Origin of the sequence: Methanoculleus sp. UBA374, from assembly GCA_002508705.1 — an archaeon.
GTDB lineage: Archaea > Halobacteriota > Methanomicrobia > Methanomicrobiales > Methanoculleaceae > Methanoculleus > Methanoculleus palmolei.
Map to the genome: position 1 here is coordinate 28,521 of DAYL01000023.1, position 25,293 is coordinate 53,813.

The 25,293-nt window shown below is 62.0% G+C and carries 21 protein-coding genes; 13 read left to right on the forward strand and 8 right to left on the reverse strand.

From position 1 onward, the window contains the following. Window positions 1–2,179: PKD domain-containing protein (locus BRA42_RS07405; protein WP_342771754.1), on the forward strand; the 2,179-nt coding region annotated here is incomplete at its 5' end. A 35-nt stretch (window positions 2,180–2,214) separates the two neighbouring features. Here the strand turns inward: BRA42_RS07405 and BRA42_RS07410 are convergent. Beyond that, window positions 2,215–3,432: a hypothetical protein gene (locus tag BRA42_RS07410; RefSeq protein ID WP_342771131.1), complete on the reverse strand. Its 1,218-nt coding sequence runs from the start codon at window positions 3,430–3,432 to the stop codon at window positions 2,215–2,217. Window positions 3,433–3,539: 107 nt separating this feature from the next. Between BRA42_RS07410 and endA the strand changes: the two genes are divergently transcribed. From endA to pheT, 4 genes are read left to right on the forward strand one after another with little or no spacing between them, the layout of a single operon-like run. After that, entirely contained in the window at window positions 3,540–4,553 is a 1,014-nt protein-coding gene (gene endA / locus BRA42_RS07415) for a tRNA-intron lyase (protein WP_342771132.1), read from the forward strand. 9 nt (window positions 4,554–4,562) lie between these two features. After that, window positions 4,563–5,819, forward strand: a complete 1,257-nt coding sequence (locus tag BRA42_RS07420; protein ID WP_292409148.1) for a tryptophan--tRNA ligase — start codon at window positions 4,563–4,565, stop codon at window positions 5,817–5,819. Window positions 5,820–5,822: 3 nt separating this feature from the next. Beyond that, window positions 5,823–7,268: a phenylalanine--tRNA ligase subunit alpha gene (locus BRA42_RS07425; protein ID WP_342771133.1), complete on the forward strand. Its 1,446-nt coding sequence runs from the start codon at window positions 5,823–5,825 to the stop codon at window positions 7,266–7,268. Between the two features lies 1 nt (window position 7,269). Next, on the forward strand, window positions 7,270–8,925 hold the full coding sequence (gene pheT, locus BRA42_RS07430) for a phenylalanine--tRNA ligase subunit beta (RefSeq protein ID WP_292409150.1): 1,656 nt from the start codon (window positions 7,270–7,272) through the stop codon (window positions 8,923–8,925). Here the strand turns inward: pheT and hisF are convergent. After that, window positions 8,867–9,673, reverse strand: coding sequence for an imidazole glycerol phosphate synthase subunit HisF (hisF, locus tag BRA42_RS07435; protein ID WP_292409151.1), 807 nt, complete (start codon window positions 9,671–9,673; stop codon window positions 8,867–8,869). The genes pheT and hisF overlap by 59 nt on opposite strands. A 430-nt stretch (window positions 9,674–10,103) precedes the next feature. On the opposite strand from hisF, the gene BRA42_RS07440 reads away from it, so the two are divergent. Further along, the gene (locus BRA42_RS07440; protein WP_292409152.1) at window positions 10,104–11,330 is read left to right on the forward strand and encodes an adenosylhomocysteinase; all 1,227 of its coding nucleotides are present in this window, start codon (window positions 10,104–10,106) and stop codon (window positions 11,328–11,330) included. Between the two features lie 316 nt (window positions 11,331–11,646). Here BRA42_RS07440 and BRA42_RS07445 read toward each other — a convergent pair whose 3' ends face one another. Together BRA42_RS07445 and BRA42_RS07450 are read right to left on the reverse strand one after the other, a co-directional pair. After that, on the reverse strand, window positions 11,647–12,048 hold the full coding sequence (locus BRA42_RS07445) for a transposase (protein WP_292409153.1): 402 nt from the start codon (window positions 12,046–12,048) through the stop codon (window positions 11,647–11,649). Between the two features lie 24 nt (window positions 12,049–12,072). Further along, window positions 12,073–12,342: a hypothetical protein gene (locus BRA42_RS07450; protein ID WP_292409154.1), complete on the reverse strand. Its 270-nt coding sequence runs from the start codon at window positions 12,340–12,342 to the stop codon at window positions 12,073–12,075. 338 nt (window positions 12,343–12,680) lie between these two features. Here BRA42_RS07450 and BRA42_RS07455 point away from each other — a divergent pair, with 338 nt between their 5' ends. The 5 genes from BRA42_RS07455 to BRA42_RS07475 all read left to right on the forward strand — a co-directional run bounded on the left by BRA42_RS07455 (window position 12,681) and on the right by BRA42_RS07475 (window position 15,878). Continuing rightward, a complete protein-coding gene (locus BRA42_RS07455; RefSeq protein WP_292409155.1) occupies window positions 12,681–12,854 on the forward strand; it encodes a hypothetical protein in 174 nt (57 codons plus the stop codon). Between the two features lie 264 nt (window positions 12,855–13,118). Next, on the forward strand, window positions 13,119–13,940 hold the full coding sequence (gene modA, locus BRA42_RS07460; RefSeq protein WP_292409157.1) for a molybdate ABC transporter substrate-binding protein: 822 nt from the start codon (window positions 13,119–13,121) through the stop codon (window positions 13,938–13,940). Further along, on the forward strand, window positions 13,915–14,757 hold the full coding sequence (locus tag BRA42_RS07465) for an ABC transporter permease (RefSeq protein WP_292409159.1): 843 nt from the start codon (window positions 13,915–13,917) through the stop codon (window positions 14,755–14,757). The genes modA and BRA42_RS07465 overlap by 26 nt, the downstream gene beginning before the upstream one ends. Continuing rightward, on the forward strand, window positions 14,757–15,470 hold the full coding sequence (locus tag BRA42_RS07470) for a sulfate/molybdate ABC transporter ATP-binding protein (protein WP_292409160.1): 714 nt from the start codon (window positions 14,757–14,759) through the stop codon (window positions 15,468–15,470). The genes BRA42_RS07465 and BRA42_RS07470 overlap by 1 nt, the downstream gene beginning before the upstream one ends. 96 nt (window positions 15,471–15,566) lie before the next feature. Further along, entirely contained in the window at window positions 15,567–15,878 is a 312-nt protein-coding gene (locus tag BRA42_RS07475; RefSeq protein WP_292409162.1) for a hypothetical protein, read from the forward strand. Window positions 15,879–16,563: 685 nt separating this feature from the next. On the opposite strand, the gene BRA42_RS07480 is transcribed toward BRA42_RS07475, so the two are convergent. Together BRA42_RS07480 and BRA42_RS14540 are read right to left on the reverse strand one after the other, a co-directional pair. After that, complete coding sequence (locus BRA42_RS07480; protein WP_342771134.1) at window positions 16,564–17,937, reverse strand: ATP-binding protein; 1,374 nt, start codon at window positions 17,935–17,937, stop codon at window positions 16,564–16,566. A gap of 25 nt (window positions 17,938–17,962) precedes the next feature. Continuing rightward, entirely contained in the window at window positions 17,963–18,637 is a 675-nt protein-coding gene (locus tag BRA42_RS14540; RefSeq protein WP_394339231.1) for a TIM barrel protein, read from the reverse strand. 110 nt (window positions 18,638–18,747) lie between these two features. Between BRA42_RS14540 and BRA42_RS14545 the strand changes: the two genes are divergently transcribed. Continuing rightward, window positions 18,748–18,951, forward strand: coding sequence for a hypothetical protein (locus BRA42_RS14545; RefSeq protein ID WP_394339230.1), 204 nt, complete (start codon window positions 18,748–18,750; stop codon window positions 18,949–18,951). Between the two features lie 819 nt (window positions 18,952–19,770). Here the strand turns inward: BRA42_RS14545 and BRA42_RS07490 are convergent. Both BRA42_RS07490 and BRA42_RS07495 read right to left on the reverse strand, forming a co-directional pair. Beyond that, window positions 19,771–20,220 carry a nucleotidyltransferase family protein gene (locus BRA42_RS07490; protein WP_292405139.1) on the reverse strand — a complete coding sequence of 150 codons (450 nt, stop codon included), beginning with the start codon at window positions 20,218–20,220 and terminating at the stop codon, window positions 19,771–19,773. A 93-nt stretch (window positions 20,221–20,313) separates the two neighbouring features. Next, window positions 20,314–20,658, reverse strand: coding sequence for a DUF5658 family protein (locus tag BRA42_RS07495; RefSeq protein WP_292405136.1), 345 nt, complete (start codon window positions 20,656–20,658; stop codon window positions 20,314–20,316). A gap of 270 nt (window positions 20,659–20,928) precedes the next feature. Here BRA42_RS07495 and cobN point away from each other — a divergent pair, with 270 nt between their 5' ends. Next, window positions 20,929–24,672 (forward strand): cobaltochelatase subunit CobN, encoded by a 3,744-nt coding sequence (cobN, locus tag BRA42_RS07500; RefSeq protein WP_342770765.1) that lies wholly within the window; start codon window positions 20,929–20,931, stop codon window positions 24,670–24,672. Window positions 24,673–25,293: the final 621 nt, after the last annotated feature.

Sequence of the window (25,293 nt, forward strand, 5' to 3'; positions counted from 1 at the left end):
CCGGTTCACCGACCGGTCCGACGACGATCCGGAGGAATGGGAGTGGAAGTTCGGTGACGGCGGGTCTTCGACCGACCAGAACCCGGTGCACACCTACAGGAGCCCGGGGAACTACACCGTCTCGCTCACGGTGAGCAACCGGTTCGGGTCCGACACCGTCGCGAAGACCGATCTCATCCGTGCAGAGCCGTCAAAACCCCCGGCCGCCGGTTTCTCCGCCGCGCCGGTCTCGGGCGGCGCCCCCCTCACCGTGCAGTTCACCGACAAATCGGCGAACAATCCCGTCACCTGGCTCTGGGAGTTCGGCGACGGGACGACCTCTGCCGCTCAAAACCCGAAGCACACCTACACGGCGGTCGGCACCTACAGCGTCGGTCTGACCGTCGGCAATGCGGCGGGCAGCGGGAGCATCACAAAATCCGCCTACATCACCGTTGTCGAACTCCCGATCGCATCGTTTTCGGCCGACGTTCGGAGCGGGACCGCGCCGTTCACCGTCAGGTTCACGGATACTTCGGCCGGCAAGATCGATGCCTGGTCCTGGCGTTTCGGCGACGGCGGCACCTCCTCCGACCGGAACCCGGAGCACACCTACACGGCGGCCGGCACCTACACCGTCTCGCTCGCGGTCGAAAACCCGGCAGGGAGCGACGTTGAGACGAAGAGCGGCTATATTACCGTGATCGAACGACCAGCCGCAGTGTTTTCGGCAAACGTCACCGAGGGCCGGGCGCCGCTTGCCGTCCGGTTTGCCGACGCTTCGACGGGGGGGCCCGGAGCGTGGTTATGGGCCTTCGGCGACGGGGCGTCTTCGGCCGAACGGAACCCAGTTCACCAGTACCGGAATCCCGGTACCTACACTGTCTCTCTCACTGTTGCAAATGCCGCGGGGGAGAATACAACCGTCCGGAAAGACTACATAACGGTCATCGGGCCGCTCGCTGCCGACTTCACCGCCAATGTAACCGCGGGTCCCGCTCCGCTCGCGGTCGGGTTTGCCGATGCATCGACCGGGGGGCCTCTGTCGTGGTCCTGGGACTTCGGTGACGGTGCCGCCTCAACCGAACGGAACCCGGTTCACGTCTTCAAGGAGCCCGGGAGGTATGCCGTCAACCTGACGATCTCCGACGGCAGCGCCCGTTCTACAAAAACCAGGCAGATCCAGGTCCTGGGTCCGCCTGCTGCAGGGTTTCGTGCCGAACCGCCCAACGGTACGGCCCCCCTCACGGTCGCGTTCACCGACACGTCCGCCGGAGTCCCGTCCTCCTGGCTCTGGCATTTCGGGGACGGGGCAACATCTGCCGCTCAAAACCCGAAGCACACCTACACGGCCGCCGGAAACTACACCGTCAACCTGACCGCAGAAAACGCCGCCGGGAAGAGCACCGCGGTGAAGACCGGGTATATCTCCGTCCGTCCTGCTCCGGCAACCCCGCCCCCGCCGGCGACCTCAACGGGAGGCGGGGGTGGCGGAGGAGGCGGTTTCGCCTGGGTTGCCCCGGACTGGAACACGCCGGCTCCGACCGCAACAGCGACCCCGACGCCGACCTCCGCCCCCCCGGATGAGGCTGAGCCCGGCCAGCTGCCTCTCCGGGAGACCGGCGTCGTGGATCAGATCGTCCGGATCGCCTCTCCCGCCGGCATCGCGACCCTCACTATTGCGGAGGGGGTCCGGGCGGTTGATGCCGCCGGCGGACCGCTTCTTGCGGTGACCCTCGGGGACCTCGATCCGGCCGACGTACCCCCGGTGCCCGGTGGGGGTGCGTATGCATTTGCCGGGTATGCCTGCACCCTCGGCCCGGAGGGGGCCGCCTTCTCGCCTGCGGCGACCCTGGCATTCAACTTCACGGAAGGGCAGTGGGACGCCGTCTACAACGGCAGCGGGCAGAACAAACTCCTGGTACGGTGGTTCAACCGGTCGGCGGACGACTGGGAGGATGTCCCCACCGCCGTCTACCCGGAGACCCGGAGCGTCACGGCCAATGTCTCTCACTTCAGCCTGTATGCGCTCTTTATCGAGGTGCCCGGGACCGGCGCGGTGCAGGTGGTCGCGGAAGGCACCCCGCCGCCGCCGGAGACCGGGCAGGGTCCCCGGGATCTGCCCCTCGTCCCGGGCCTGGCTGCCCTCCTCATCGTGGGGGTGGGGGTGTTCCTTTACCTCAGGTGGAAAAACTCCTGAAAGACTCTTTTTCACACAAAAATAGGGGCGGGAGATTACCTTCGCATCTTTCTTTCCGCGACCAGGAGGAGAAGCGCCGTCCCGGCGACCGCTGCGCCGAAGCCCGGCGTCGTCGGTGCGGGTTCGGCCGGCTCTTCAAGGCCGACCAGCCAGGCGGCGCTGGTGTCGGGCGAGAGGAACCGGATGCCCGCAAGGACGTAACCGCCGTCGGGAGCGTTGCCGGCCGCGTAGACCCCGGTTGCGGGGAACGTCGTGTTCCACTGAATTGCCCCGTCTCCATCGGTCCCGAAGGCGAAGCCCTCACTGCTCCTCTGGTCCGTGCCTGCGATCAGGTAGCCTCCGGAAGGCCGCAGGCCGACGGCGTAGCCGGTGAGGCCCTCCATGTTCTTGAGCCAGATCTCCTCCCCGTTCGCGTCAACGAGGCCGTACCAGTAGTTGCCTGCGTAGACGAACCGCCCGTCGCCGGTCTCCTTGATGTCGTAGATGGTCGGGGCCCCGTAATTCTCGTGCCAGAGGGTGCTGCCGTCGGCGTCGAGGCGGATGAGGAAGGCATCTCCCCGGTCGTTATTGAAGGGGGACTTCGTGCCCCCGATGACGTACCCTCCGTCGGCGGTCACAAGCCCCGCATTCGCGGCGGTGCCGGGGAACGTCCGGTTCCAGACGGGAGTACCGTTGCCGTCGGTCTTCACGATCGCCGCCGCCGTGTCGTCTATCGATTCGGATCGGCTCCAGAGCCATCCGATGACAGCGTACCCGCCGTCAGAGGTCTCTGCGACGGACGAGACCATCATCCCGGGCAGAACCTGCCGCCATTCCTCAGTCCCGGCGGCGTCGGTCCTGATCAGGAAAGAAGTGCCCTGATAGGTGATATTCTGGTCCGACCCGGCCGTGGAGACGTTGTATGCGCCGATAATGTACCCGCCGTCAGCGGTTTCTGCGACGGAAGCCGGCGCTATGTCGGGGAATGTCCGGTTCCAGACGTGCGTGCCGTTGCCGTCGGTCTTTACGAGCAGCAGGTCTTCTTTGCCGCCGTAGACCTCCGTAAGGGCGGAGCCGAGAGCAATATATCCGCCGTCTGCGGTCGGTGCAACGGCGTCGAATTTGTTGTTATTCTCCGGCGAGAACGTCACGTTCCAGGAGACCGACGGGGCGGCCTCGCTTGCGGCGAAGGCTCCTGCCGGCAGCGCCGCCGTGAGGAGCAGCGCCGCGAGGACCATCCCCGGCTGCCAGAAGAATCGGTGTCTTTCCGTCATAAGATCATCACTTGGTGAGGTGCAGCACGCAAAAAACATGGTGGTCCGGCATCCCGTGCCGTGTCGGCAATCCCTTAATGTCCGTGCACTCCCAATAGTTCTAGCACGTGTCGGCGATATTCGACGGAACCTGGGTGCGCCTTGGGAGTGAAGGGCGCACGCTCTACGAGCAGGGGGGTTACGGGAGGCTGGAGGGGGACGGTCTCCGGCTCTCTCCCGAAGAGGCGCTCTACCTCATAGAACGAGATAAGATTGACGTACAGGATTTTGACTTCGACACCCTGCTCGGCCTCTTCGCCGGTCAGCCGAACTTTATCCGCAGGTACCTCGTCTACCGCGACATCCGCGAGCGGGGGTACGTGGTTCAACCGGGTCCGCACGATTTTCGTGTCTTCCGCCGCGGTCACCGGCCCGGGGTCGGGAGGTCCCAGTACCTGATCCGGGTCCTTTCCGAGCGGGACCTCGTCGACTTCGACCGACTGGGCGAGGACGTGCTTGCAGCGGTCAACATGCGTAAGCAGTATCTCCTTGCGGTCGTCGACGACGAGGACGAGCTGACCTACTATGAGGTGCGCGTGCAGGACCTCCCCCGGGTCGGAGAGCCGGCCGGGTGCAGCATGCCGCCGGTGGAGGCTTCCCTCTTCGGGACCTACGCGCTGGCCCACCTGCCGCCGGGGACGCCGCTTGAAGAGGACTGGTACGGCAAACGGCTTGACTCCCGGCGGCTGCTCCTCCGCCCGGTCGAGTCGATCTACCTCATGCGCCGGCACTGTCTTGCGGTCACGCGGGACGGTGAACCGATGACCGCGGAGCAGTTTCTCGATTCGGTGGCCGAAAAGGACGTTGAGATCCGCGAAAAGGAGCGGGTCTTCTCCGACCTCCGGGGGAGGGGCTACATCCCGAGAACCGGATACAAGTTCGGCCATCACTTCCGTGTCTACTCCGGGAAAAAGCCTCACTCCGAGATGCTCGTCCATGCCGTCCCGTCCGGGACCACCCTGCCGATGAGTGCGGTCTCACGCTCGGTCAGGCTTGCGCATAGCGTCAAAAAGAAGATGTTGTTTGCCTGCATATACACTACCGATATCCGATACGTCGAATTTGCCCGAATCAAACTGTGAGCAGAGACCATGCAGTCCGAAATGAATCCGTGGTCGAGTAACCAGACCATCGATGTGGATCGACTCTTTGCCGAATTCGGCATCGGGCCGATCGGTGAGGTCGCACGCAGACTTCCCGAGGTACCGTCGTTTATGCGCAGGGGTGTTGTCGTCGGACACCGGGACTACGGCCTGATTGTCGATGCCATCCGGAACCGCACACCGTTTCACGTGCTGACCGGGTTCATGCCCTCAGGCCTCCCGCACCTCGGGCACCTGATGGTCATGAAGGAGGTGGTCTGGCACATCCGGCAGGGCGGGAACGGCTACGTGGCCGTTGCCGACCGGGAGGCGCATGCGGTTCGCGGCCTCTCGTGGGAGAAGTGCCGCGAGTTCGGGAAAGAGTACCTCAAGGCCCTCTACGCCCTCGGGTTTGAGGGAACGACCTATTACCAGAGCAAAAACGAGCGCTTGAAGGACCTGGCGTTCGAGGCGTCCACGAAGGTGAACTTCTCGGACCTCTCGGCGATCTACGGGTTCGGGCCCGAGACCTCGCTCTCCCACGCCGTGAGTGTCGCCACCCAGGTTGCCGATATCCTCTTCCCGCAGCTCGACGCGGGCCCGGCGCCGACGGTCGTCCCGGTCGGCCTCGACCAGGACCCGCACATCCGGCTCACCCGGGACGTGGCCTACAAACTCCGGATGTTTACGGTCGAGGACCGGGGCGATCACATCAGCGTTCGGTCGAAGAACGCCCCGGAAGAGGCTCTCGAGGCCGTATCCCGTGCGTTCCCGGGCTCAAAGAAGTATGCTGGCCATGTGGACGTCACCGGTCTTTCGATGGACCGGGTGGAGGGCGCCGTCCGGGAGATCGAGATCGCTCACGGCGGGTTCGGGTTCTACCTCCCTTCGTCGACCTACCACATCTTCATACCCGGGCTTCAGGGCGGGAAGATGTCGAGCAGCGTACCCGACAGTTTGATCGGGTTCTACGAGTCCGAGCGGTCGCTCAAGAAGAAGATTATGGCGGCGTTGACCGGGGGGCGGATGACGCTTGAGGAACAGCGGCGCCTTGGGGGCGAGCCCGACCGCTGTCCGGTCTATCTCTTAAACCTCTTCCACATGCTCGAAGACGACGTGGAACTCGCCGACTTACGCCGCCGGTGCGAGAGCGGCGAACTCACCTGCGGGCAGTGCAAGAAGGAGACGCTGGAGCGGGTGCAGGCGTTTCTCGTGGATCTGCGGGAGAAAATGGACGCGGTCGAGCACCTTGCGGAAGAGGTGTGAACGGTGGAGTTGACGCTGAACGAGAAGAGGCTCCTGGTCGCCCTGGGGTCGACGGGGTCCGCCGACGCGGCTACTCTTGCGAAGAAGATGAACGCCCGCCCGGAGGCGGTGGTGCAGTACGCGAATCTCGCCGGTGAACGGGGGCTTGTGAACGTGGAAAAACGCATCTCCCGGCGGTTCACTCCGACGGAGGAGGGCCGGACCTATCTCGGGAAGGGCCTTCCCGAACGGCAGTTGCTGGAGAGTTTCGGGGAGACGATCCCGATGCGGGACCTCCAGAGGCACCCGCTTGCAAAGATCGGGATCGGCTGGATGCGGAAGAAGGGCTGGGTCGCCATCCGGGACGGGGTCGTGCAGAAGACCGGCGCTTCCGCCCCGGGGCCCGACGAGGCCGCGTTTGCCCGGCTCGGCGAGAGCGGTGCGGTCGAAGACAGCGTGGGGGTTGCCGACCTTCTTCGGCGCGGGCTCGTCGCAGAGGAGGAGGCCGTCACCTACATCGTCTCGATGGCGCCCGGAGGGAAGGCCCTCCTCGCCGGAGGGCTTGACCTGCAGGAAGAGACGGGGACGCTCACCCGCGACCAGATCCTCTCCGGTGCGTGGAAAGGTCTCTCTCTCCGGCGCTACGACGTCGGGAAATTGCCGAAGCGCGTCTACCCGGGCAAGATCCACCCCTACCAGCGCCTCCTTGACGAGATGCGCCGCATCCTCTTTGATATGGGATTTACGGAGATGGCGGGCGGGATCGTGCAGAGTTCGTTCTGGAACTTCGACGCGCTCTTCCAGCCGCAGGACCACCCGGCGCGGGAGATGCAGGACACCTTCTTCCTTGGCGAGCGCTGGCCGCTCCCGGCAGGGTATGAGCGCGTCCGCGATATGCACGAATTCGGCGGCGCGACCTCTTCCACCGGGTGGGGCGGCGTCTGGAGCGCGGAAAAGGCGCAGCAGTGCGTGCTCCGGACCCATACGACGAGCCTCTCCATCCAGCATCTCGCGAGACACCCGAAGCCCCCGGTGAAGGCGTTCTGCATCGGCAGGGTTTACCGGCGGGAAGCGATCGACCCCACCCACCTTGCCGAATTTGAGCAGCTCGAGGGCGTCGTGATGGACGAGGGGGTCAACTTCCGCCACCTTCTCGGGTTCCTGAAGGAGTTCTACGGAAAGATGGGCTTTGAGAAGGTCCGGTTCCGGCCCGGCTACTTCCCCTACACCGAGCCCTCCGTGGAGCCCGAGGTCTACGTCGACGGGCTTGGCTGGGTGGAACTCGGGGGAGCGGGCGTCTTCCGGCAGGAGGTGACCGCACCCTTCGGGATCGAGCACCCGGTGCTCGCGTGGGGTCTCGGGATAAGCCGGGTTGCGATGCTGAAACTCGGTCTCCGGGACCTGCGGCAGCTCTACCGGAGCGACGTCGAGTGGGTCCGGGAGACGCCCACCTACGGCGGGAGGCGGTGAGATGGCAGTAATCACGTTACCCTACCGGTACCTGGAACGGCTGACCGGGACCGACCGACAGACGATCATCGACCGTGTTCCGATGATCGGGGCCGATATCGAGCGGATTGAGGAAGACCACGTGGACGTCGAGTTCTTCCCGGACCGGCCGGACCTTTACTCGCCCGAAGGCGTTGCCCGGGCGATGCGCGGGTTCCTCGGGATCGAGGAGGGCCTACCGGTCTACACCGTCCGGCCCTCGGGCATCGCCTTCTCGGTCGACCCGGGTCTTGCCGATATCCGGCCGTGCCTGGGTTCGGCGGTGATCCGGAACGTCGACCTCGACGAAGAGGCGATCGAGAGCCTGATGAGCCTCCAGGAGGCTCTCCACTGGGCGGTCGGGCGCGGACGGGCCAAAGTGGCGATCGGCGTCCACGACCTCGATGCGGTCACGCCGCCCTTCCGGTATATCGCCTCACCCCGGAGCCGCTCTTTCGTTCCGCTGGACTTCGAGCGGGAGATGACCCTCGACGAGATCCTTACCGACCACCCGAAGGGCAGGGATTACGCCCGCCTGGTTGAGGGGTTCGCCCGGTTCCCGTTGATCGTCGATGCCGACGACCGGGTTCTCTCGTTCCCCCCGATCATCAACGGGGAACTGACGCGGGTCACGACGGCAACGAAGAACATTCTGCTCGACTGCACCGGCACCGATCAAAAGGCGGTGATGACGGCGGTGAACATCATCTGCACCGCGCTCGCCGAGGCCGGGGCGACGATTGAGACGGTCGCCGTCGACGGGCGGGAGATCCCTTCGCTTGCGCCGGCCGAGCGGGTGGTCTCGGTCGGGGAGTGCGCCTCCCTCCTCGGTCTCCCCCTCACGGCGGAGGAGATGGCGCGGCTCCTCCGCCGGATGCGGTTCGGTGCCGAACCCGACGGAGACCTGCGGGTCCGGGTCCTCGTTCCCTGCTACCGGTCGGACATTCTGCACGACTGGGACATCTTTGAGGACGTGGCGATCGCCTACGGCTTCGAAAACTTCGATGCCGTCCTCCCGGCAACCTCAACCATTGCAGAGGAGCACCCGACCACCGCCATCGCGGCCGCCGTCCGGTTGGTGATGACCGGTCTCGGATACCTCGAGATGATGCCGTTCACCCTCACGAACGAACGGGTGCTCTATTCGAACATGCAGCGGGAGCCCCTGCCCGGAACCCTGCGGGTGCTCCACCCGATCAGCGAGGAGCAGACGGTGGTCCGCACCGACCTCCTTCCGCTGCTCATGGAGATGCTCCAGGCGAACAAGCACCGCGAACTCCCGCAACGGCTCTTTGCGGTGGGCGACGTGGTCGAGGCCTGCGTCACGTATCAGAAGGTCGCTGCGGTCAGCATCCACCCCGGGGCCGATTTTTCTGAAGCGTATGCAGCGGCGGATGCCCTCTGCCGGGAACTCTCCCTTTCCTACACGGTCGTTGAGTCGGCGGACCCGGCGTTCATCGACGGTCGCCGGGGGGACATCGTCGTCGGCGGGAGGATTGCGGGGGTGTTCGGGGAGATCCACCCGGCAGTCTTAACCGCGTTCGACCTCGAGCATCCGGTGGCGGCGCTTGCGCTCGACCTTACAGCCGTACCGGGATACCCCGTTCCGCCAGGTACTCCTTCACCTGGCGGACGGTGAACTCACCGTAGTGGAAGACGCTTGCCGCGAGGCAGGCATCGGCCTTACCTTTTGTAAACCCGTCGTAGAAGTGTTCGAGGGTGCCCACGCCGCCGCTTGCAATCACCGGGACCCCGACCGCCGACGAGACTGCTCTGGTGATCGGGATATCGAACCCTTCCTTCGTCCCGTCGGTCTCCATGCTGGTGAGCAGGATCTCGCCGGCCCCGCGTTCCTCGGCCTCTCGCGCCCAGGCGACGGCGTCAAGCCCGGTCGGCCTACTCCCGCCGTGAGTCACGACCTCGTACCAGCACTCCCGGCCGTCGGCGAGGGCGATCGGCGTTTTTCCCGGCGTCATTTCATAATTCCGCCGGACGTCCACGGCGACGACGATGCACTGGGTGCCGAACCGCTCGGCGCCCCGCGAGATCAGTCCCGGGTCCCGGACGGCGCTTGAGTTGATGCTTACCTTGTCCGCACCCGCCCGGAGGAGCTGCTTCATGTCGTCAAGTGTCCGGATGCCTCCGCCGATGGTGAGCGGGAGGAAGAGTTCATCGGCCGCCCGCTGCACGACGTCGACGATGGTGCCCCGGTCCTCCCGGGTGGCGGTGATATCGAGGAACACCACCTCGTCCGCACCCTGCTCGTTGTAGCGCTGGGCCAGCTCGACGGGGTCGCCCGCGTCGCGCAGCCCGACGAAGTGCGTGCCCTTGACGACCCGCCCGTCCTTGAGGTCCAGGCAGGGGATGATCCGCTTCGTCAGAACCATGGGTAATGGTTGGGGAGCGGGAGGTGATGAGGGTTTGGTATGTGCGAGGTGTACCTTGCGAGGTTCCGCAGGAACCGGGCAGACGCACTATCCGGTGTGCGGGACGTTATCCCGGGACCACGGTTGCGCCTTCGTGGTATTCCATTGGATATCGTCAATGGGAGCGGGGCTGACGGGGAGGGGGGATGCTCCTCCCTCCCCCCCCTCGAGGGGATATCCGGAGAAAATCCGTGTTCAATGAGCGTATCCATCGGATGAACATTCCGGGGATGCTCCTCGCGGACATCTGTCAATAGATGTTGCACATCCACGCGGGCGATCCTGCTCCTCTGAAACCTGTGCCGCTCCCCTCAGTTTTAAGTGATCCCGAAAGATACCCTTACAGGCAAACCGGAGAACTCTCCGGACAGATACCGGTCTGGTGGAATTAATGGAATCTGGAGATCTCAAAATCGCGTGGGCGCGGCAGTATATGCCGGTCCTTGCGTCTATTCGGAAGCGGTTTATCGAGGAAAAACCGTTCTCGGGCATGACCGTCGGCATGGCCCTGCATGTCGAGGCAAAGACTGCGGTGCTGGTCGAGACCCTGGCGGCGGGCGGTGCCGGGGTGCATATCACGGGGTGCAACCCTCTCTCGACCCAGGACGATGTCTCGGCGGCGCTCAACACTCGGGATAGGGTTCATTCTTATGCCCGTCGGGGTGCGAGCGTCGAGGAATACTACGCGGCCATCGATCGGGTGCTCGATGCCCGTCCTGCGATCACCATCGACGACGGTATGGACCTGATCTATCGCATCCACACCGAGCGGCAGGACGTTCTCGATTCGGTCATCGGCGGGTGCGAGGAGACGACGACCGGCATCCACCGGCTCCGCGCCATGGCACGGGACGGGGCGCTCGAATTCCCGGTTATCGCCGTCAACGATACCCCGATGAAGCATTTCTTCGATAACGTCCACGGCACCGGGGAGAGCGCACTTGCATCCATCATGATAACGACGAACGTCCTCATCGCCGGAAAGCGGTTCGTCGTCGCGGGGTACGGCTACTGCGGCCGGGGGCTTGCACGCAAGGCCCGGGGTCTCGGTGCCCGCGTCATCGTGACCGAGGTCGACCCCCGGAGGGCGCTCGAAGCGCACATGGACGGGTTCGATGTCATGACAATGAATGAGGCGGCGGCCCTCGGCGATATCTTCGTCACCACCACCGGGAATGCGGGCATCATCACCGGGCAGCACTTCCCGAAGATGAAAGACGGGGCCATCCTTGCGAACGCGGGCCATTTCAACGTGGAGATCGATGTCGCGTGGCTCGCATCCCACGCGGACTCCACCGTCCACCGGGACGGGATCGACACCTACATGCTCGACGGCATGGCCGTTCATGTCCTTGCCGAGGGGAGGCTCGTGAACCTTGCAACACCGAAGGGCATGGGCCACCCGGTCGAGGTGATGGACCTGAGTTTCGCCGTCCAGGCGCTCTCTGCGGAGTTCATCGCAAAACACGGCCGCGATCTCGCTCCCGGGGTTCACGACGTCCCTTCCGCCATCGACGAAGAGGTGGCGCGGCTGAAACTCGCCGCGCTCGGTCTTTCGATCGACCGTCTGACGCCAGAGCAGGAGACCTACATGAACAGCTGGGCGATCGGGACGTAAATTTTTTTGTTCCGGAAGAACGCCCGGCGGAGAGGTGCCGAGCCGTTGCGTTGTCAGGCCGTCCCCATCCCGGAAAGGCGTTTTCGGAGATCTCCTGATGTCGTCCCAAAAGATCCCGAAAACCCTTGGTGCATCTCGATCGGATACTTATCGTAGAATTTCTGTCGCCGGGGCCGCACCGGAGGTCTACCCGGAGAAACGGCTTTTATCCCGGGCACACCTTGCGGCAGACGTTCCTGGCCAACCTCACCGTTTACCGGGAGGTGATCGGGGGCGAACCCCCGGAATGGTCCGGGTGGGGGACTGTTCTTCCCGTCTACCGGTTTATTGCCATTACAACCGGCCGATCCCCCTGTTGCGCCTGGATATCGTTGGTATCCGTCACACAGCGCGAGAGATCGACACGAAAACCGCTCTGCAGTTTCCGGTTTTTGATCTTCCGTGTTTTCCGGATCTCATACCCGGAACGGAGCAGGTCGAAGAAGATCGCCTGGTACACCTCCTTCTCGCACAATTCAAGGTGATACCGGTGAATCGTCGATTTCGTGCCATATTTAACCGGAATGTCGCGCCAGGTGCAGCCGGTGGTCAGGATGTAGAGGATGCCGTTGAACAACCCGCGAGGGTCGCGTCGGGGTCGGCCGACGTGCGGCTTCGTCGGAGGAAGGTGCTTCTGGACGATCCTCCACAGTTCATCGTCAATTTCCCTGAATGCCATGCTCTTGAATGTTATCTATAGGTATCATCTCATTCTCACCATAAACCCGTGGCCGCACCCGGCGCACCGGTATTGGGCATAGAGGCCCCGGTCGGAGAGATCGACGGTTCCGTGGAACTCTCCCGGGGACCCGCACCTGGGGCACTGGTGGGCGACGTGCGCTCCCCGACTGCCGTTAACGGGGTCCTGGTGCTGGCAACCGCAGAAGGGGTCGGGAGTGCACGTCCCCTCATCGGTATCCCCGACGGCGTTCGATGAGCCCGGTGTCTTTTGGGTACGGGTTATTACGTGCACGTATCAGCCCTCTTGTTTCCGGTGTGGTTGCTCCCCTCTGTCGTGCTGCAGCCCCATTCATTTTGTGCCTGTCGGACGCTTTCCGGCAGGCACAGGCTGACCGGCTTGCTCCATCTCATGCATTTAGATCGGGTCTAAGAAGGTTTAATGGTATCTATTGGTATCCTATGGTATCGCAATAGAAAAATAAAAATGACAGGATATAACTGTTCTGCAGGCTACCTAAATAGGAGATGGAGTCCCCCGATACCGTTTCAAGCAAACAGGTGGGTGTGCGACTGCCGGGCCACCTGTACCGGTGGTTGAAGGCTAAGGTCGATCGCGATGAGTACTCGAACATGGCACAGGCCGTCATTGGGGAACTGACAAAGGCCCGGACACTCGAAGAGGTGCCGCACCGGCCAATGCTTTACGATTCCATGGGCGAGGACCCCCTCGCCCGGATGGTGAACGAGCGCATCGAGGGGGTCCGTCGCGAACTCCTGGATGAAGTGAAGCGACGGTGTTCCTGATCAGAACCTGCTTCATTTCTGCAAGGATCATTCAAATAAAGCCTGAATTTTCCCTGTTTTCACGTTCGCCCCGGCGTCGATCTCCGATGAGGGCCATTTTCCCGGTTCGGGCCCGCCTGTTCCCTCCTTTCTGTGCGGCGAGGTCCGGCGACACTATACCTTTTAATACTGTAGGAAACGGTTAATCTATTTTATTTAATAAATGTATAAAATAAACTAAATTAAATACCTGGAACTGCAACCCTTTTATAGGAAAGGTGTAGCATGAAGATGTCAGTTCCGGCAACCCTTGTTGCCGTAAGTCTTCTAATTATTGCCGCTCTCCTGGTTGCGGGGTGTACGACCACCCCGCAGGCTCCTGGGGAAACGACTCTGACCGTCTTTACGGCAGCGTCGCTCACGGGGGCCTTCACTGATATCGGGAGAGCATATGAAGCACAGAACGAGAACGTCAAGGTCGACTTCGTCTTCGACGGCTCGCAGACCCTCCGCACCCAGATCGAACAGGGAGCGAACGTAGATATCTTTGTCTCTGCAAGCACGAAGCACATGCAGGCCCTCCAGGACGGGGGGTTCATGGACAACAGCACCGTGGCCCCATTCCTCGAGAACAATCTGGCCCTGATCGTCCCGGTCGATAACCCGGCGGGGATCACGGGTCTTGCCGACCTGAATAAGTCGGGCGTGAAGATCGTCATCGGCACCAAGGATGTTCCTTTCGGCGACTACACCCGGCAGATGCTCGAGAAACTGGCTGCCGACCCTGCATACGGCGAGGCATACCGTGAAGCCGTGATGCAGAACGTCATCTCCGAGGAGACAGCGGTGAGTTCGGTGGTGCCCAAGCTGGCGCTCGGCGAGGCGGATGCGGCGATCGTCTACAAGTCGGACGTCACCAGGGACGACCTGGACAAAGTGACGCGGATCGAGATCCCGGCCCAGTACAACGTCAAGGCCACCTATCCGCTCGGCATCCTTGCGGAATCGCCGAGCAAGACTGAAGCAGAGTCGTTCATAGCATTCGTCCGGGGTCCGGACGGCAGCGCCATCCTGACAGACTATGGATTTGACCCGATCCCTGCCTGAGCGTGAGGTTCTCCTCTCCGGCAGCCGGACGCGGTTCTGGAGGGCGGCGCTTGCCCTCCTCATCTCCGTCCTTCTTGTTATCTTCCTCCTCTTCGTCACGTTGCCGGTCGTCTCGCTCTTCCTGCGCATCTCGCCGGAAGCTTTCTTTCGTTCACTTGCCGCACCGGTGGTCCTCGATGCGCTCTCCCTCTCTCTCGTCACCGCGACGGTGAGCACGGCGATCGTCGTCCTCTTCGGGACGCCGCTTGCCCTGGTGAACGCACGGCGGGACTACGCGGGGAGGGAGCTCGTCGACACCCTCACCGACCTCCCCATGGTCCTGCCGCCGGCGGTGGCGGGCCTCGCGCTGCTGATGGCGTTCGGGCGCCGGGGCGTGGTCGGGCAGTACCTCGACGTCTTCGGCATCCAGATCGCCTTCACCACCCTCGCGGTGGTCACGGCCCAGGTCTTTGTCGCCTCGCCGTTTTACATCCGGCAGGCGAGAGCGAGCTTCGAGGCGATCGACCGCCTCTACGAGGATGCAGCGCGGACCCTCGGGGCGTCCCCCGGAACTGTCGCCCTCAGGATTACCATTCCGCTTGCATGGGGCGGGCTCGTCTCCGGGGCAATCCTCTCGTTCGCCCGGGCGCTCGGAGAGTTCGGCGCCACGATCATGTTTGCCGGGAACTTCCAGGGCCGTACCCAGACAATGCCGCTTGCGATTTATACGACCATGCAGGGAGACATGAACGCCGCGATCAGCCTCTCCATCATCCTCGTCGTGATATCGTTTGCGGTGATCTCCGCGGTGAAGATCGTCACCCGGAGGAGGTACTGATGCTCTCTCTCCATGTTATCAGGCAGTTGCGGGACTTTCCCCTCGATGTCGCGCTCTCGGTCCGGTCGGGGGAGACCCTCGTCCTCATCGGGGAGAATGGGTCGGGCAAGTCCACGGTGCTGAACCTCGTCTCCGGCATCCTTACGCCTGATGCAGGCGAGATCACCCTCGGGGACCGGGCGCTCTTCTCGGACGGACAACGGATCGATATCCCTGCCGAGAACCGGAACATCGGCCACCTCTTCCAGTCCTACGCTCTCTTCCCGCATATGACCGTCTTTGAGAACGTGGCGTTCGGCCTCCGGTGCAGGAAGGTGCCGAAGCCGGAGATAGCCAGATCCGTGGCGGAGCACCTTCGCGCGATGAACCTCTCCGACCTATCCGGCGTCAACGTAGGCCGGCTATCGGGAGGCCAGCGGCAGCGGGTGGCCCTCGCCCGGGCGCTGATCCTCGACCCGGAACTCCTCCTCCTCGACGAGCCGCTTGCGGCCGTGGATATGCGGGCGCGAGGCGCGATGCGGACGGAGCTCCGCGACCAGATCCGGGATGCCGGCATCCCCTGCATCGTCGTCACGCATGCCCTGCGCGACGTCCTCGAACTCGCAGACCGCCTCTGCCTCCTTGAGGAGGGGAAGGTGCTGGCCGACGGAACGCCGGAGGAGGTGCTCGGGATGAAGGAGAACGGGTTTATCGCGAGTTTCACCGGGGGGTGAGCGGGGGGAAGGCATGGATAGTGGAGACCCGGAAACCGGGGATGCTGGAAAAGGTCCCGGCACGACCTTATATCCCGGACGCCCACCTCTAGGTCGATGACACACAGTCCCCGGATCTCTCTCCTGCTCCTTGCACTGCTGGCGGTTCTTACTTCTGTGCCGGGGCTGGTTTTTGAAGAGACCGCAGGCCAGCAGCTCGCCGTCGAGTGCCCCTTCAACGAATCGCACGCATTGGTATACCAGCGGATACTGGAGCAGAACGCATCCGTAGGTGAGTACTATGAGATGACCTGCCCTGAATTCCTGGAGAGCATGCCCCCGGAGACGAGGGCGCATCTTTACAACACGACGATGCGCGGGCCCCGGGATATCGCTGCTGACAGGGTGTTTGTCCCTCCCGGAAAATAGGTCGCCATCGGCATCGCCTCGCCTGTTATCTCGATTTGCGGAGTGCCTATCCACCTTAGCGATATCGTCATCCCCGGCCTCGTCGGGCTCGGTATCCTCGCCCTGCTGGCGGCAGCCTGGATCATCCGGCAGCGCGTCCGTAAGAAGGAGGAGTGAGCCTCACCGGGGGCGACGTGCCGGACCCCGGGCGCAGTAGAGGCACTCCTGCGCGTACCCGGCATACTCCCCGAAGTAGTCCCGCGCAAACCGCCGGATACGCTCCTAACCGACCGGGGTACAACTCCTTCCTGCAAGGTCCGGGAGGTCCGCCCCGGCCTGCCACCGCCAGCGGCCCATAGAACAAACGCTCGGCATCGACCGATCGGTCGGATGGCGGGTCGGCCCCGCGCAGGGAGAGGCGGGATGAAGAGGGGGAGGACCGGAGACTCCAACGCGTCCATCCTCCGGCGATTCGGAGGTCACCGTCATCCTCCCGGTACCGGATGAAGAGGCGACGATCGGGATCTGTTTTGACGTCATCAGGGACATCTCTTTATCCGGCTTCTCATCCAAATGTTGTATGAGAAGTATTATACTTTGTATACACTCTTAAAAGAATACAAACAGGAATAATCATTTCTCGGTCTGTCTCTGCCTGCCGATGGAGAGAGTATATCATGCCTATACCTTGCCAAAATAGTTCTGTTCAGAGATCATCAAGATCAAATACACTATATCCCATTTCACGCAGAATTTCTTTTCCATCTATCTTCTTTGCAAATAGAGCAAAATACTCCTTTCTGGATTCATTATTCCACTGAACATAGCATGACTTTTTTTCAAGCCCTGAGAGGGTCCTTTCGGCACCGGTTTTGTCAAGACTTTTCCATTTACATTCCACGTATAAAATCTCCCTGTTCTCCGGGTTGGTGACAATTGCATCAATCTCATGTTCTTTATGCCACCAGGGCCTGACATCAGTAAATGAGAAAGGGAGGGGGATTTCCTTGGTTTTTATCTGTTCGATTACCAGATGCTCAAACTGCTTTCCGTAATAGGCATTGAGCCCGGAAGAGATACGGGAATAGACTTCATCAACAAGGCTCATTTCAAGATCCGACAGGTTCGGATATACAAATCTGAACCAGAACCTGAAGAACTGGTCATTGATCTCATAGATTCCGCCTTTTCTTCTCCCAAGAGGGAGTATATATTCAATAAAATGGAGGTTTTCAAGCACTGAAAGGTATTTTGAAAGGTTGCCCCTGTCTATTCCGGTGACCGAAGATAATTCCCCCTGTTTATTGTACCCAAGGGAGAGATATTTCAGGATGAGTGTATATATTTTCGGCTCCCTGAACTCTTCTCTGAGCAGAACTCCGGGCTCGTTGTAGAGGATTTCACCTTTTTTGAGGATCTTTTCCTTTATATTCTCTTCGACTGTCAGGGAGCCGTCAAGTTTTTGAAGGTAAAAAGGTACGCCTCCGCATATTGCCCATACCCTGAACAGATCGGCTTTTTCATAATCAGGATAGAAGTATTTTACATGCCTAAATGACATCGATGAAACATTCCATTCTCCTGTTCTCCTCCCGTATAGCGGGCTTTTGTAACCTAAAACCTCGTTTTCCATCATTCCCATTGAAGAGCCGCATAGTATCAGGAATATATTGCTCTCTACAAGGAGTTCATCCCAGATCTTCTGAAAGACTGATACAACTCCGCGGTTCAGCTCAATTAAATATGGAAATTCGTCGATCGCAATTACCGCCTTTCTGCCGCCCAACTCCTCTGAAAGGTACTTATATAATGAATAAAACGATGAGACATCAATATCCCTGAAATATTCTTTTTCGGTGAGGGCGGCGAATTTATCTTTCATCTCTTTGATATTCTCCTCCGTGCTGTCATTTGTGCAGAGGATATATGCCCCGTCCTTGTCTTCAATGAATTTTTTTATCAGTTCGGTCTTTCCAATCCTCCGTTTTCCATACAAAACGATCATCTGGGATGAATTTTCAGAATATTTCCGGTTGAGAAAATCAAGTTCCCTCTCCCGGTTCACGAAGAGTTGTATCATAAGTATTATACTTTGCATACAACTATTAAGATATGCCGAGTATGTTGTCCCCGTTCGGATCTTTACAAGTGCTCCCTATGTCTGTTTTCGGGACGTTTCGACGAGGATGGGTGAATTGCAGACGCCACTGCACGAAAACACTCAGAGGTCCCTCCGCATCCACCACCTGCACCGGAGCAAGAAGTACCCCGAAACACGGCGGTATCTCAAACTCGACATAGCCCGCACCCCGGTGCGTTGGACCGAGCCCCCCTTCTCCGTCCCGCCATGAAGCGGATGCTCTCGTCGTAAGCTTCGAGCGTTTGCATTTCGACAATCCGCGATGTGTTCTGAGGAGGAGGGGGAGTACCCGGGAGAGATCGATGTTCCCGTTTCCCAGTGCCCGATGGGCATCACCGGAGTCGTCGTTATCGTGGAGATGGACATGCAGGGGTCTTCCTATGGCGAGGAACTCATCCAGCATTCCGTTGATGTGAGCGCGGCCGAGATCCAGGCAGAACGAGAGCCCTGCTTCGTGCAGGGCAGGCAGGAAGGAGGGATCGCGGAAATGGCACACCTCCCAGCTTCCCATGTTCTCCACGGCGACCGGCACCCCGTCCTCCTCCTGGATTGCTGCAAGATCTCCGAGAGACTCTCGAAGCGCCAGGTACGAACGGTCGAGAAACTCGAGCCAGGGCGAGAAACCGGGGTGGCCGACCACGCACCCGGCACCGATCTCCCCGCCACCCTACAGACTTCACGGAGGAGACAAAGCGACGCCTGCCTGATCGGCTCGCGGCAACTGGCGATGTTGATATCGGCGGTCGGGGAATGGACCGTGTACCGGAGGTCGAAGGAGAAACAAGCCTCCGAACAATGGAGGATATCGTGGGCAGCCTCCGAGAGGATCTCGACCGTACCGGTACGGGCAGAGAGGGTCTCCAGAGCCTCGGGGAGTTCCCGGTCCATGGACACCACATCGAGCACCCTAACTCCTGCATGGTCTTCCTCCGATTATCCCCGCGACAGCGGTAGCCGGCAGCAGCCGGCAATGTTCTGCAACGATCGCATCGTTAATGGCTGCTGCCTCCCGGTCGGCAGGGTCTAACACCCCTTCCCCTCCGGAAGGATGGTCGAAGGACCGAAACCCACCGTGTTTCGGCGATTCGAGGCTAAAATAGTCCCCGACGCTCCGAACCCCATCCAACTTTCGGACTGGGACGATTTTTCCGGGCATCTTCGAGTGAGAGGGCTTTTTCGCGGAAAAAGGAGATTTCTGCATGATAATAGTAGTTTCTTCATCTTAATCAAAATAGTTTTTAATAATTTAAGTAGGTTTTACTTTCCATTTGAAATAGACGGTTCCAGCGCTTTTTAGGAGGTCGTTCCAGTATTTAGGAGGTCGTTCCAGTATCTTCTGACGGGAGGGGAAGACCCGCTCTCGCATCCACCCCTGCTTGCAGGTATCGGCACCCTTGCCCTCATCGGCATCCTCGGCCTGGTGGCGGCAGCCTGGCTCATCCGGCAGCGCGTCCGTAAGAAGGAGGAGTGAGCCTCACCGCGGGCGGCGTGCTGGGCCCCGGGCGCAGTAGAGGGTTCGATGATTCCCACTCAGAGGCGTACACCTCCCAGGTGGATGCTCTCGCGCTCGACTCGATCCAGAAGCCTCCCTACGGGAAGAAGCGGCGGATCAAGCGGGGACTGTACCGGAGCGCCACGGGAACCTTGATCAATGCCGACGTGAACAGCGCTCTCAACCACGCCAGAAAAGTCGCTGGTGATTCCGTGATTCAACGGATAATCAGTAGTGGCCGTGTCAACCGGCCGTTGCGAATAAGGACCGCGTTTCAACCGTCAACCTTCGCGCACATTAAATTGCAACCTTGTGATCCCAATCGATCCCGGTTGCAAGCCCCGGCCTATCGGACGGGGTAGTTGACACCAGATCACCTCGCTCTCCACATCCTGCCGGATAAGCGGATCGAGCCCCCCGACGGTGACGAGGTCGACCCTTCGCCCGTAAACCTCCTCCAGAAAGTCGGCGAGCGCCGTGAAGTTCCGGAATGTAAGGTGCTCCGGCGACAGCTCGACCAGGATGTCCACATCGCTGTCGAACCGCTCTTCGCCGCGGGCGGTGGACCCGAAGATCCCGATCTTTATCACGCCGAACCGCTCCCGGAGTACCGGCAGCATCTTCTCAAGCCTGGCGACGGACGGCGTCTTCTTCGTCGAGTCCGGGGGAGTGGTCATGGTAGCGTCTCGCTTCCGGTAATTTGTCCGCGTTCCATCTCCTTGATTGCTCATTCTTTCTTCTTCGTCAAATACTTTTGCAGATGATACTGTGGTGAGTAAGTCCAGTTCCCCGACCACAGGGACGAAGGTGCCGGGCGTCCGCCGTCACCCCGACAGGTGAGGGATGAGGGAGCCGACGTTGTGGACGACGACGAACGTGAACCATGTGCAGAGGACCGCGAGAGCCGTGACCCCGGCGTGGCAGACCCGCACGTCCCACCACTTCACCCAGAGGAACATCCCTGCAAAGAAGAGGGCCTTCACTCCGATATGCAGAGGAACGGAAGGCACGATGCCCGCCATCAGAGGATTCAACTCCATTCCCCCGAGGAGGAGAATCCCGGTCGTCGTGACGACATCCAGCAGCAGCAGTACGGCGAGAATCACGAAGAGCGGGAGGTGCAGAGACCTGAACCTCCGGTTCCGCCATGCCGAACCCTCATCGAGCATCTCATGCATAGGTTACACCCGGAAAACTATGATGGTTGCGGTATCCTGTGCGGGCATTAACCTTTCGCATATCCCCGGTCATGCGGTCGCTTTGCCCGTCGTGATCGGTCCCGCTTCCGCCGCCCATCCCTCCGGTCCTGCCGACCTTCCGGGTCTCTCATGCCGCTTATATTCCTGCACGACAAAAACATGTAGTATGTCGCACGCCCCTTCCGTTTACCCGTTTGGAGAAGTCGCAGAACCGATGTCGCCCCCATCGGGAGGCTCCGGATGAACCTTATCTATATCGGCTCCGGGTCCGGGGATAACCCTCTCCTCTCCCGTGCGGCGGCCGACCTCTGCGATGAAGGTGTACCCGTCACGGTTCGGTGCGTCTGTTCGGAAGACCTCGACGGCAACGAGGAGCTCTTCATCGGGACGGTGGAACAGGTCCGGGATGCCTCGTTCGTCATCATCAACCTCCACGGCTCGGTGCCCTACTTCAAGAAGTTCCCCCGCCTCCGGGAGGAACTGGAGGGCCTTCGCGCCCCCGTCTTCGTCGCATCCACGCTTCCGGACGAGATGGAAGAATTCCGCCATCTGTTCCGCCTCGCCGAAGAGGATTACCGTCTCGTTCACGCGTATCTGCACCTCGGCGGCTACGAGAACATGCGCTCCCTCCTCCTCTTTGTTCACGGCCGCATCGACGGCGGGTCCCCGGCCGCCCCCGATCCGGTCCGGCCTCCCGCCCACGGTATCTACCACCCCGGAAGGCCGCAGGATGCATCTCCCGAAGACTACCTCGCCTCCCTCCCCCCCGGCGCACGAAAGGCCGGCATCCTCTTCTGGCAGGGCGATTACCTCGAGGGGGCGCTCGGGGGGGTGGACGTGGTCATCGCCTCCCTGGAGCGGGAAGGGCTTTCGACCATACCGGTCTTCTGTTCGTCCGTGCCGGACCCCGTCTCGGGTTCGCCGGGGGTTGCGGAGATCGTGAGGAAGTATTTCATGAAGGAGGGGAAGGCAGTCGTCGATCTTCTCGTCGTCCTGATGGGGTTCTCCCAGATCAGCCTCTCCTCTCCCGGCGACGGCCGTTCAGACGGAGGCCCGGGGAATTTCTTCGCGGAGCTCGGCGTGCCGGTCCTGCAGGCGATGGTCACCGGTCAGAGCCGTGACGACTGGGCGGGCAATATCCGGGGCCTCTCTCCGCTCGAACTCTCGTCCCTCGTGGTATGGCCGGAGTACGATGGGCAGATCATCACCGTCCCGGTTGCCTCGCGCGAATCGGAGGACGGCGCCCGGCAGGTCCGGGGGATCGCGGAACGGGCCGACCGGCTCGCGAAGATGGCGAAGGCATGGGCGGATCTGCGTGCAACCCCCGTGGACGAGCGAAGGGTCGCGGTGCTGCTCTACCAGTACGGCCTCTCGAACGACTCGATCGGGGGAGCGTTCGGCCTTGACGGTCCGGAGAGCGCCGTCCGCATCCTGCACGCGCTCAGGGAGGCGGGGTACGACTGCGGAGACGACCTCCCCGCAACCGGGCAGGACCTGGTCCTCCTGCTCCTCTCCGGCCTGACCAACACCCCCGAGTGCCTCACCGGGCCGGAGATGGTCCGGCGGGCGGCAGGGACGGTCGGCCGGGACGAGTACCGGGAATGGTTCTCCGGGCTGGACTCCACCTGCAGGAGCAGCATGCTCCGCGACTGGGGGGAGCCGCCGGGAGCCGTCCTGACCGAGGGGGACCGGTTCCTTATCCCCGGAAGACGGTTTGGAAACGTCTTCGTCGGCCTGCAGCCCCCCCGGGGATTTCTCGAAGAGGCGGAGGCGGTCTACCATAGTACGGACCTCGTGATGCCTCACCAGTACCTCGCATACTACCGGTGGCTGAAGGAGGGGTTCGGGGCGCAGGCGGTCGTCCACCTCGGCACGCACGGCACGCTCGAGTGGCTTCCGGGCAAGAGCTTGGCGCTCTCGTCGTCCTGCTACCCCGACGCCGTGCTCGAGGACCTCCCTCATCTCTACCCGTATGTCATCGACAACCCGGGAGAGGGGGTCCTGGCAAAACGGCGGTCCCATGCAGTCATCGTCGACCACCTGATCCCGGCGATGACCCGGGCGGGAGGATACGGGGACCTCGAGGACCTCGTCCTCCTCCTTCAGGACTATTTCCGCGCATCGCGAAGCGGGGAGGAGGCCAAGGCCGACGGCCTCCTCGAAGAGATCGCATGCATCGTTGAACGGACCGATCTCGCCTCGGATCTTCATCTCCGGTCTACAGCTCCTTCGGACCTGCCGCCCCACCTTGAGGCGCTCTACGATTACCTCTGCACGGCCCGCGACTCCCTGATCAAAGACGGGCTGCATATCTTCGGCGAAGTCCCCGAGGGGGAGCGCTTCTGCGAACTCCTCTACGCCCTGACCAGGATCAGGAACGGTCGGATCCCTTCCCTTCGGGAAGCGGTCGGGCGGGCGATGGGCGAGGATGCGCCTCGTCTCGCCGCCGACCCGTCCGGCTGGCATTCCGGGCGGGGGATGCCGAACGGCGTCGTCCTGGAGGAGATCGATCGACGCTCCGCCGATCTGATACAAAAGATGACAAAGACAGGATGCGACCCCGCGAGCATCCCCGGACTGCTCGGGGAGTTCGACGACCGCGAGGAGCTGGAGACGGCGCTGGAGGCGATCTGTACCGAGATCGTACCGGCGGTGCGGCGGACCGTCGACGAGATAGGGAGCCTTGCGGCGGGTCTCGACGGGCGCTACGTCTCCCCGGGGCCGTCGGGGGCCCCTACACGGGGCAATGCGCACCTGCTCCCGACCGGTCGGAACTTCTACTCGGTCGATCCCGCCACGATCCCGACGCCCCCGGCCTTTGCCGTCGGGAAGAGGATGGCGGAGGAGATGATCCGGCGATACGTGGCCGAAGAAGGCGTTTACCCGAAGAACGTCGGGATCGTGGTCTTCGCCACCGATACCATGAAGACCGGCGGGGACGACCTCGCCTACCTCCTCTGGCTGATGGGTCTTCGGCCCGTCTGGTCCGCGTACGGAGGGCGGGTCGCCGGGCTGGAGGTCGTGCCGCTCTCCGAACTGCAGAGGCCGCGGATAGACGTGACCCTCCGGATCACCGGCCTGTTCCGGGACGTCTTCCCCGGTCTTATCGACCTGATCGACGAGGGCGTGGAGATGGTCGCGAGCCTGGACGAGCAGGACGAGGACAATTACCTCGCGGCCCACCTGCGCCGATCGCTTCTCGATGCGATCCGGGAGGGGCTGGACGCGGACGAGGCGAGATCGCGCGCCCTCGTCCGGATATTCGGCTGCCCGCCGGGGACCTACGGCGCCGGAGTCGCCGATCGCGTGACCTCCGCCGACTGGGGCGAACGGCGGGACCTTGCCGACACCTACCTGGACTGGGGAGGCCATGCCTACGGGCGAAAGCATCATGGGGAGGAGATGCGGGACCTCTTCAAGCGGCGGCTCTCCGAACTCGACGTCACCGTCAAGAACCACGACTCCCGCGAGCTCGACATCCTCGACAACGACGACGATTTCATGTATCTCGGGGGGATGATCGCGGCGGTGAAGGAATACGGCGGAAAGGACCCCGTCTCGTTCGTGGGGGACAGTTCGAACCCGGAAGCGCCGGTCCTTCGCACGGTTGCCGAGGAGAGCCGGTTTCTCTTCAGGAGCCGGATCTTAAACCCGAAATGGCTTGAGGGCCTCAAACCGCACCGCTACAGGGGAGCCCAGGAACTCTCCGCCCTGGTTGACTTTGCGTTCGGGTGGGATGCGACGTCGGGTATCCTCGAGGACTGGCAGTACCGGTCCCTCGCCGAGACGTTCCTCTTCGACGAGTCCTGCCGTGCCTGGCTGGCCGAAGACAACCCGCATGCACTCATGCACATGGCGGGAAGGCTTCTTGAAGCGGTTGACCGCGGCATGTGGGAGCCGGACGCTGAGACGCTGGGCCGGCTCCGGTCGCTCTACCTCTCGGTGGAGAGCACCCTCGAGTCGATGACCGGTCCCGGCAGGTGACGGCCCTCGTGGATCATTTCATCAAATCTTTCACGTGCACCGTAGCCTCGCGTGAAGTGCGGCGGACGGAACGCCCGGAGCATGAGCACTGTTCGGTGTGAAACCGCGGACATTATTGCATCGATCCTGAATTATTGGACTCTGCTTGATGTTCAGCCCCACTTCCGATGGGGTGGGTGCTGGATCTGGATTTCCCCGGTTCGCTCCGGACAGTGGACCGTGGCGGGTATCGCCGTTGGGGGTGGGGACCGGGGAATGCGATGTTCCGCAGGAACGGAGCACGAGAAGGCCGAAGGCCTTTGAGGGGGATTTTCCCCCTCCCCGTCCACGGCACTCCTCACGAGCCCCACCCCGCCCGGCCTTCGGCCTCCTCATTCACACCTTCGGTGCTCAACTCCGTTCCTACCGGAACGTCGTTCCCCGCCCCAAGGGGCGGGGGCAGCGCGTGGCCCCGGAACCCGGTTCACCCCGTGCAGTGGACCGTGGTAGGTATCGCCGTTGGGGTGGGGACAGGGGAGGGGGTCTCCCCCTCCCCGCCCGGTCTCCAGCCCCCGTTCCCTGCAGGAAGGGGGCAGTGCGTGTCGATAGTCACGGGGAATCCGTGCCCGGGCGTGGCCCTAA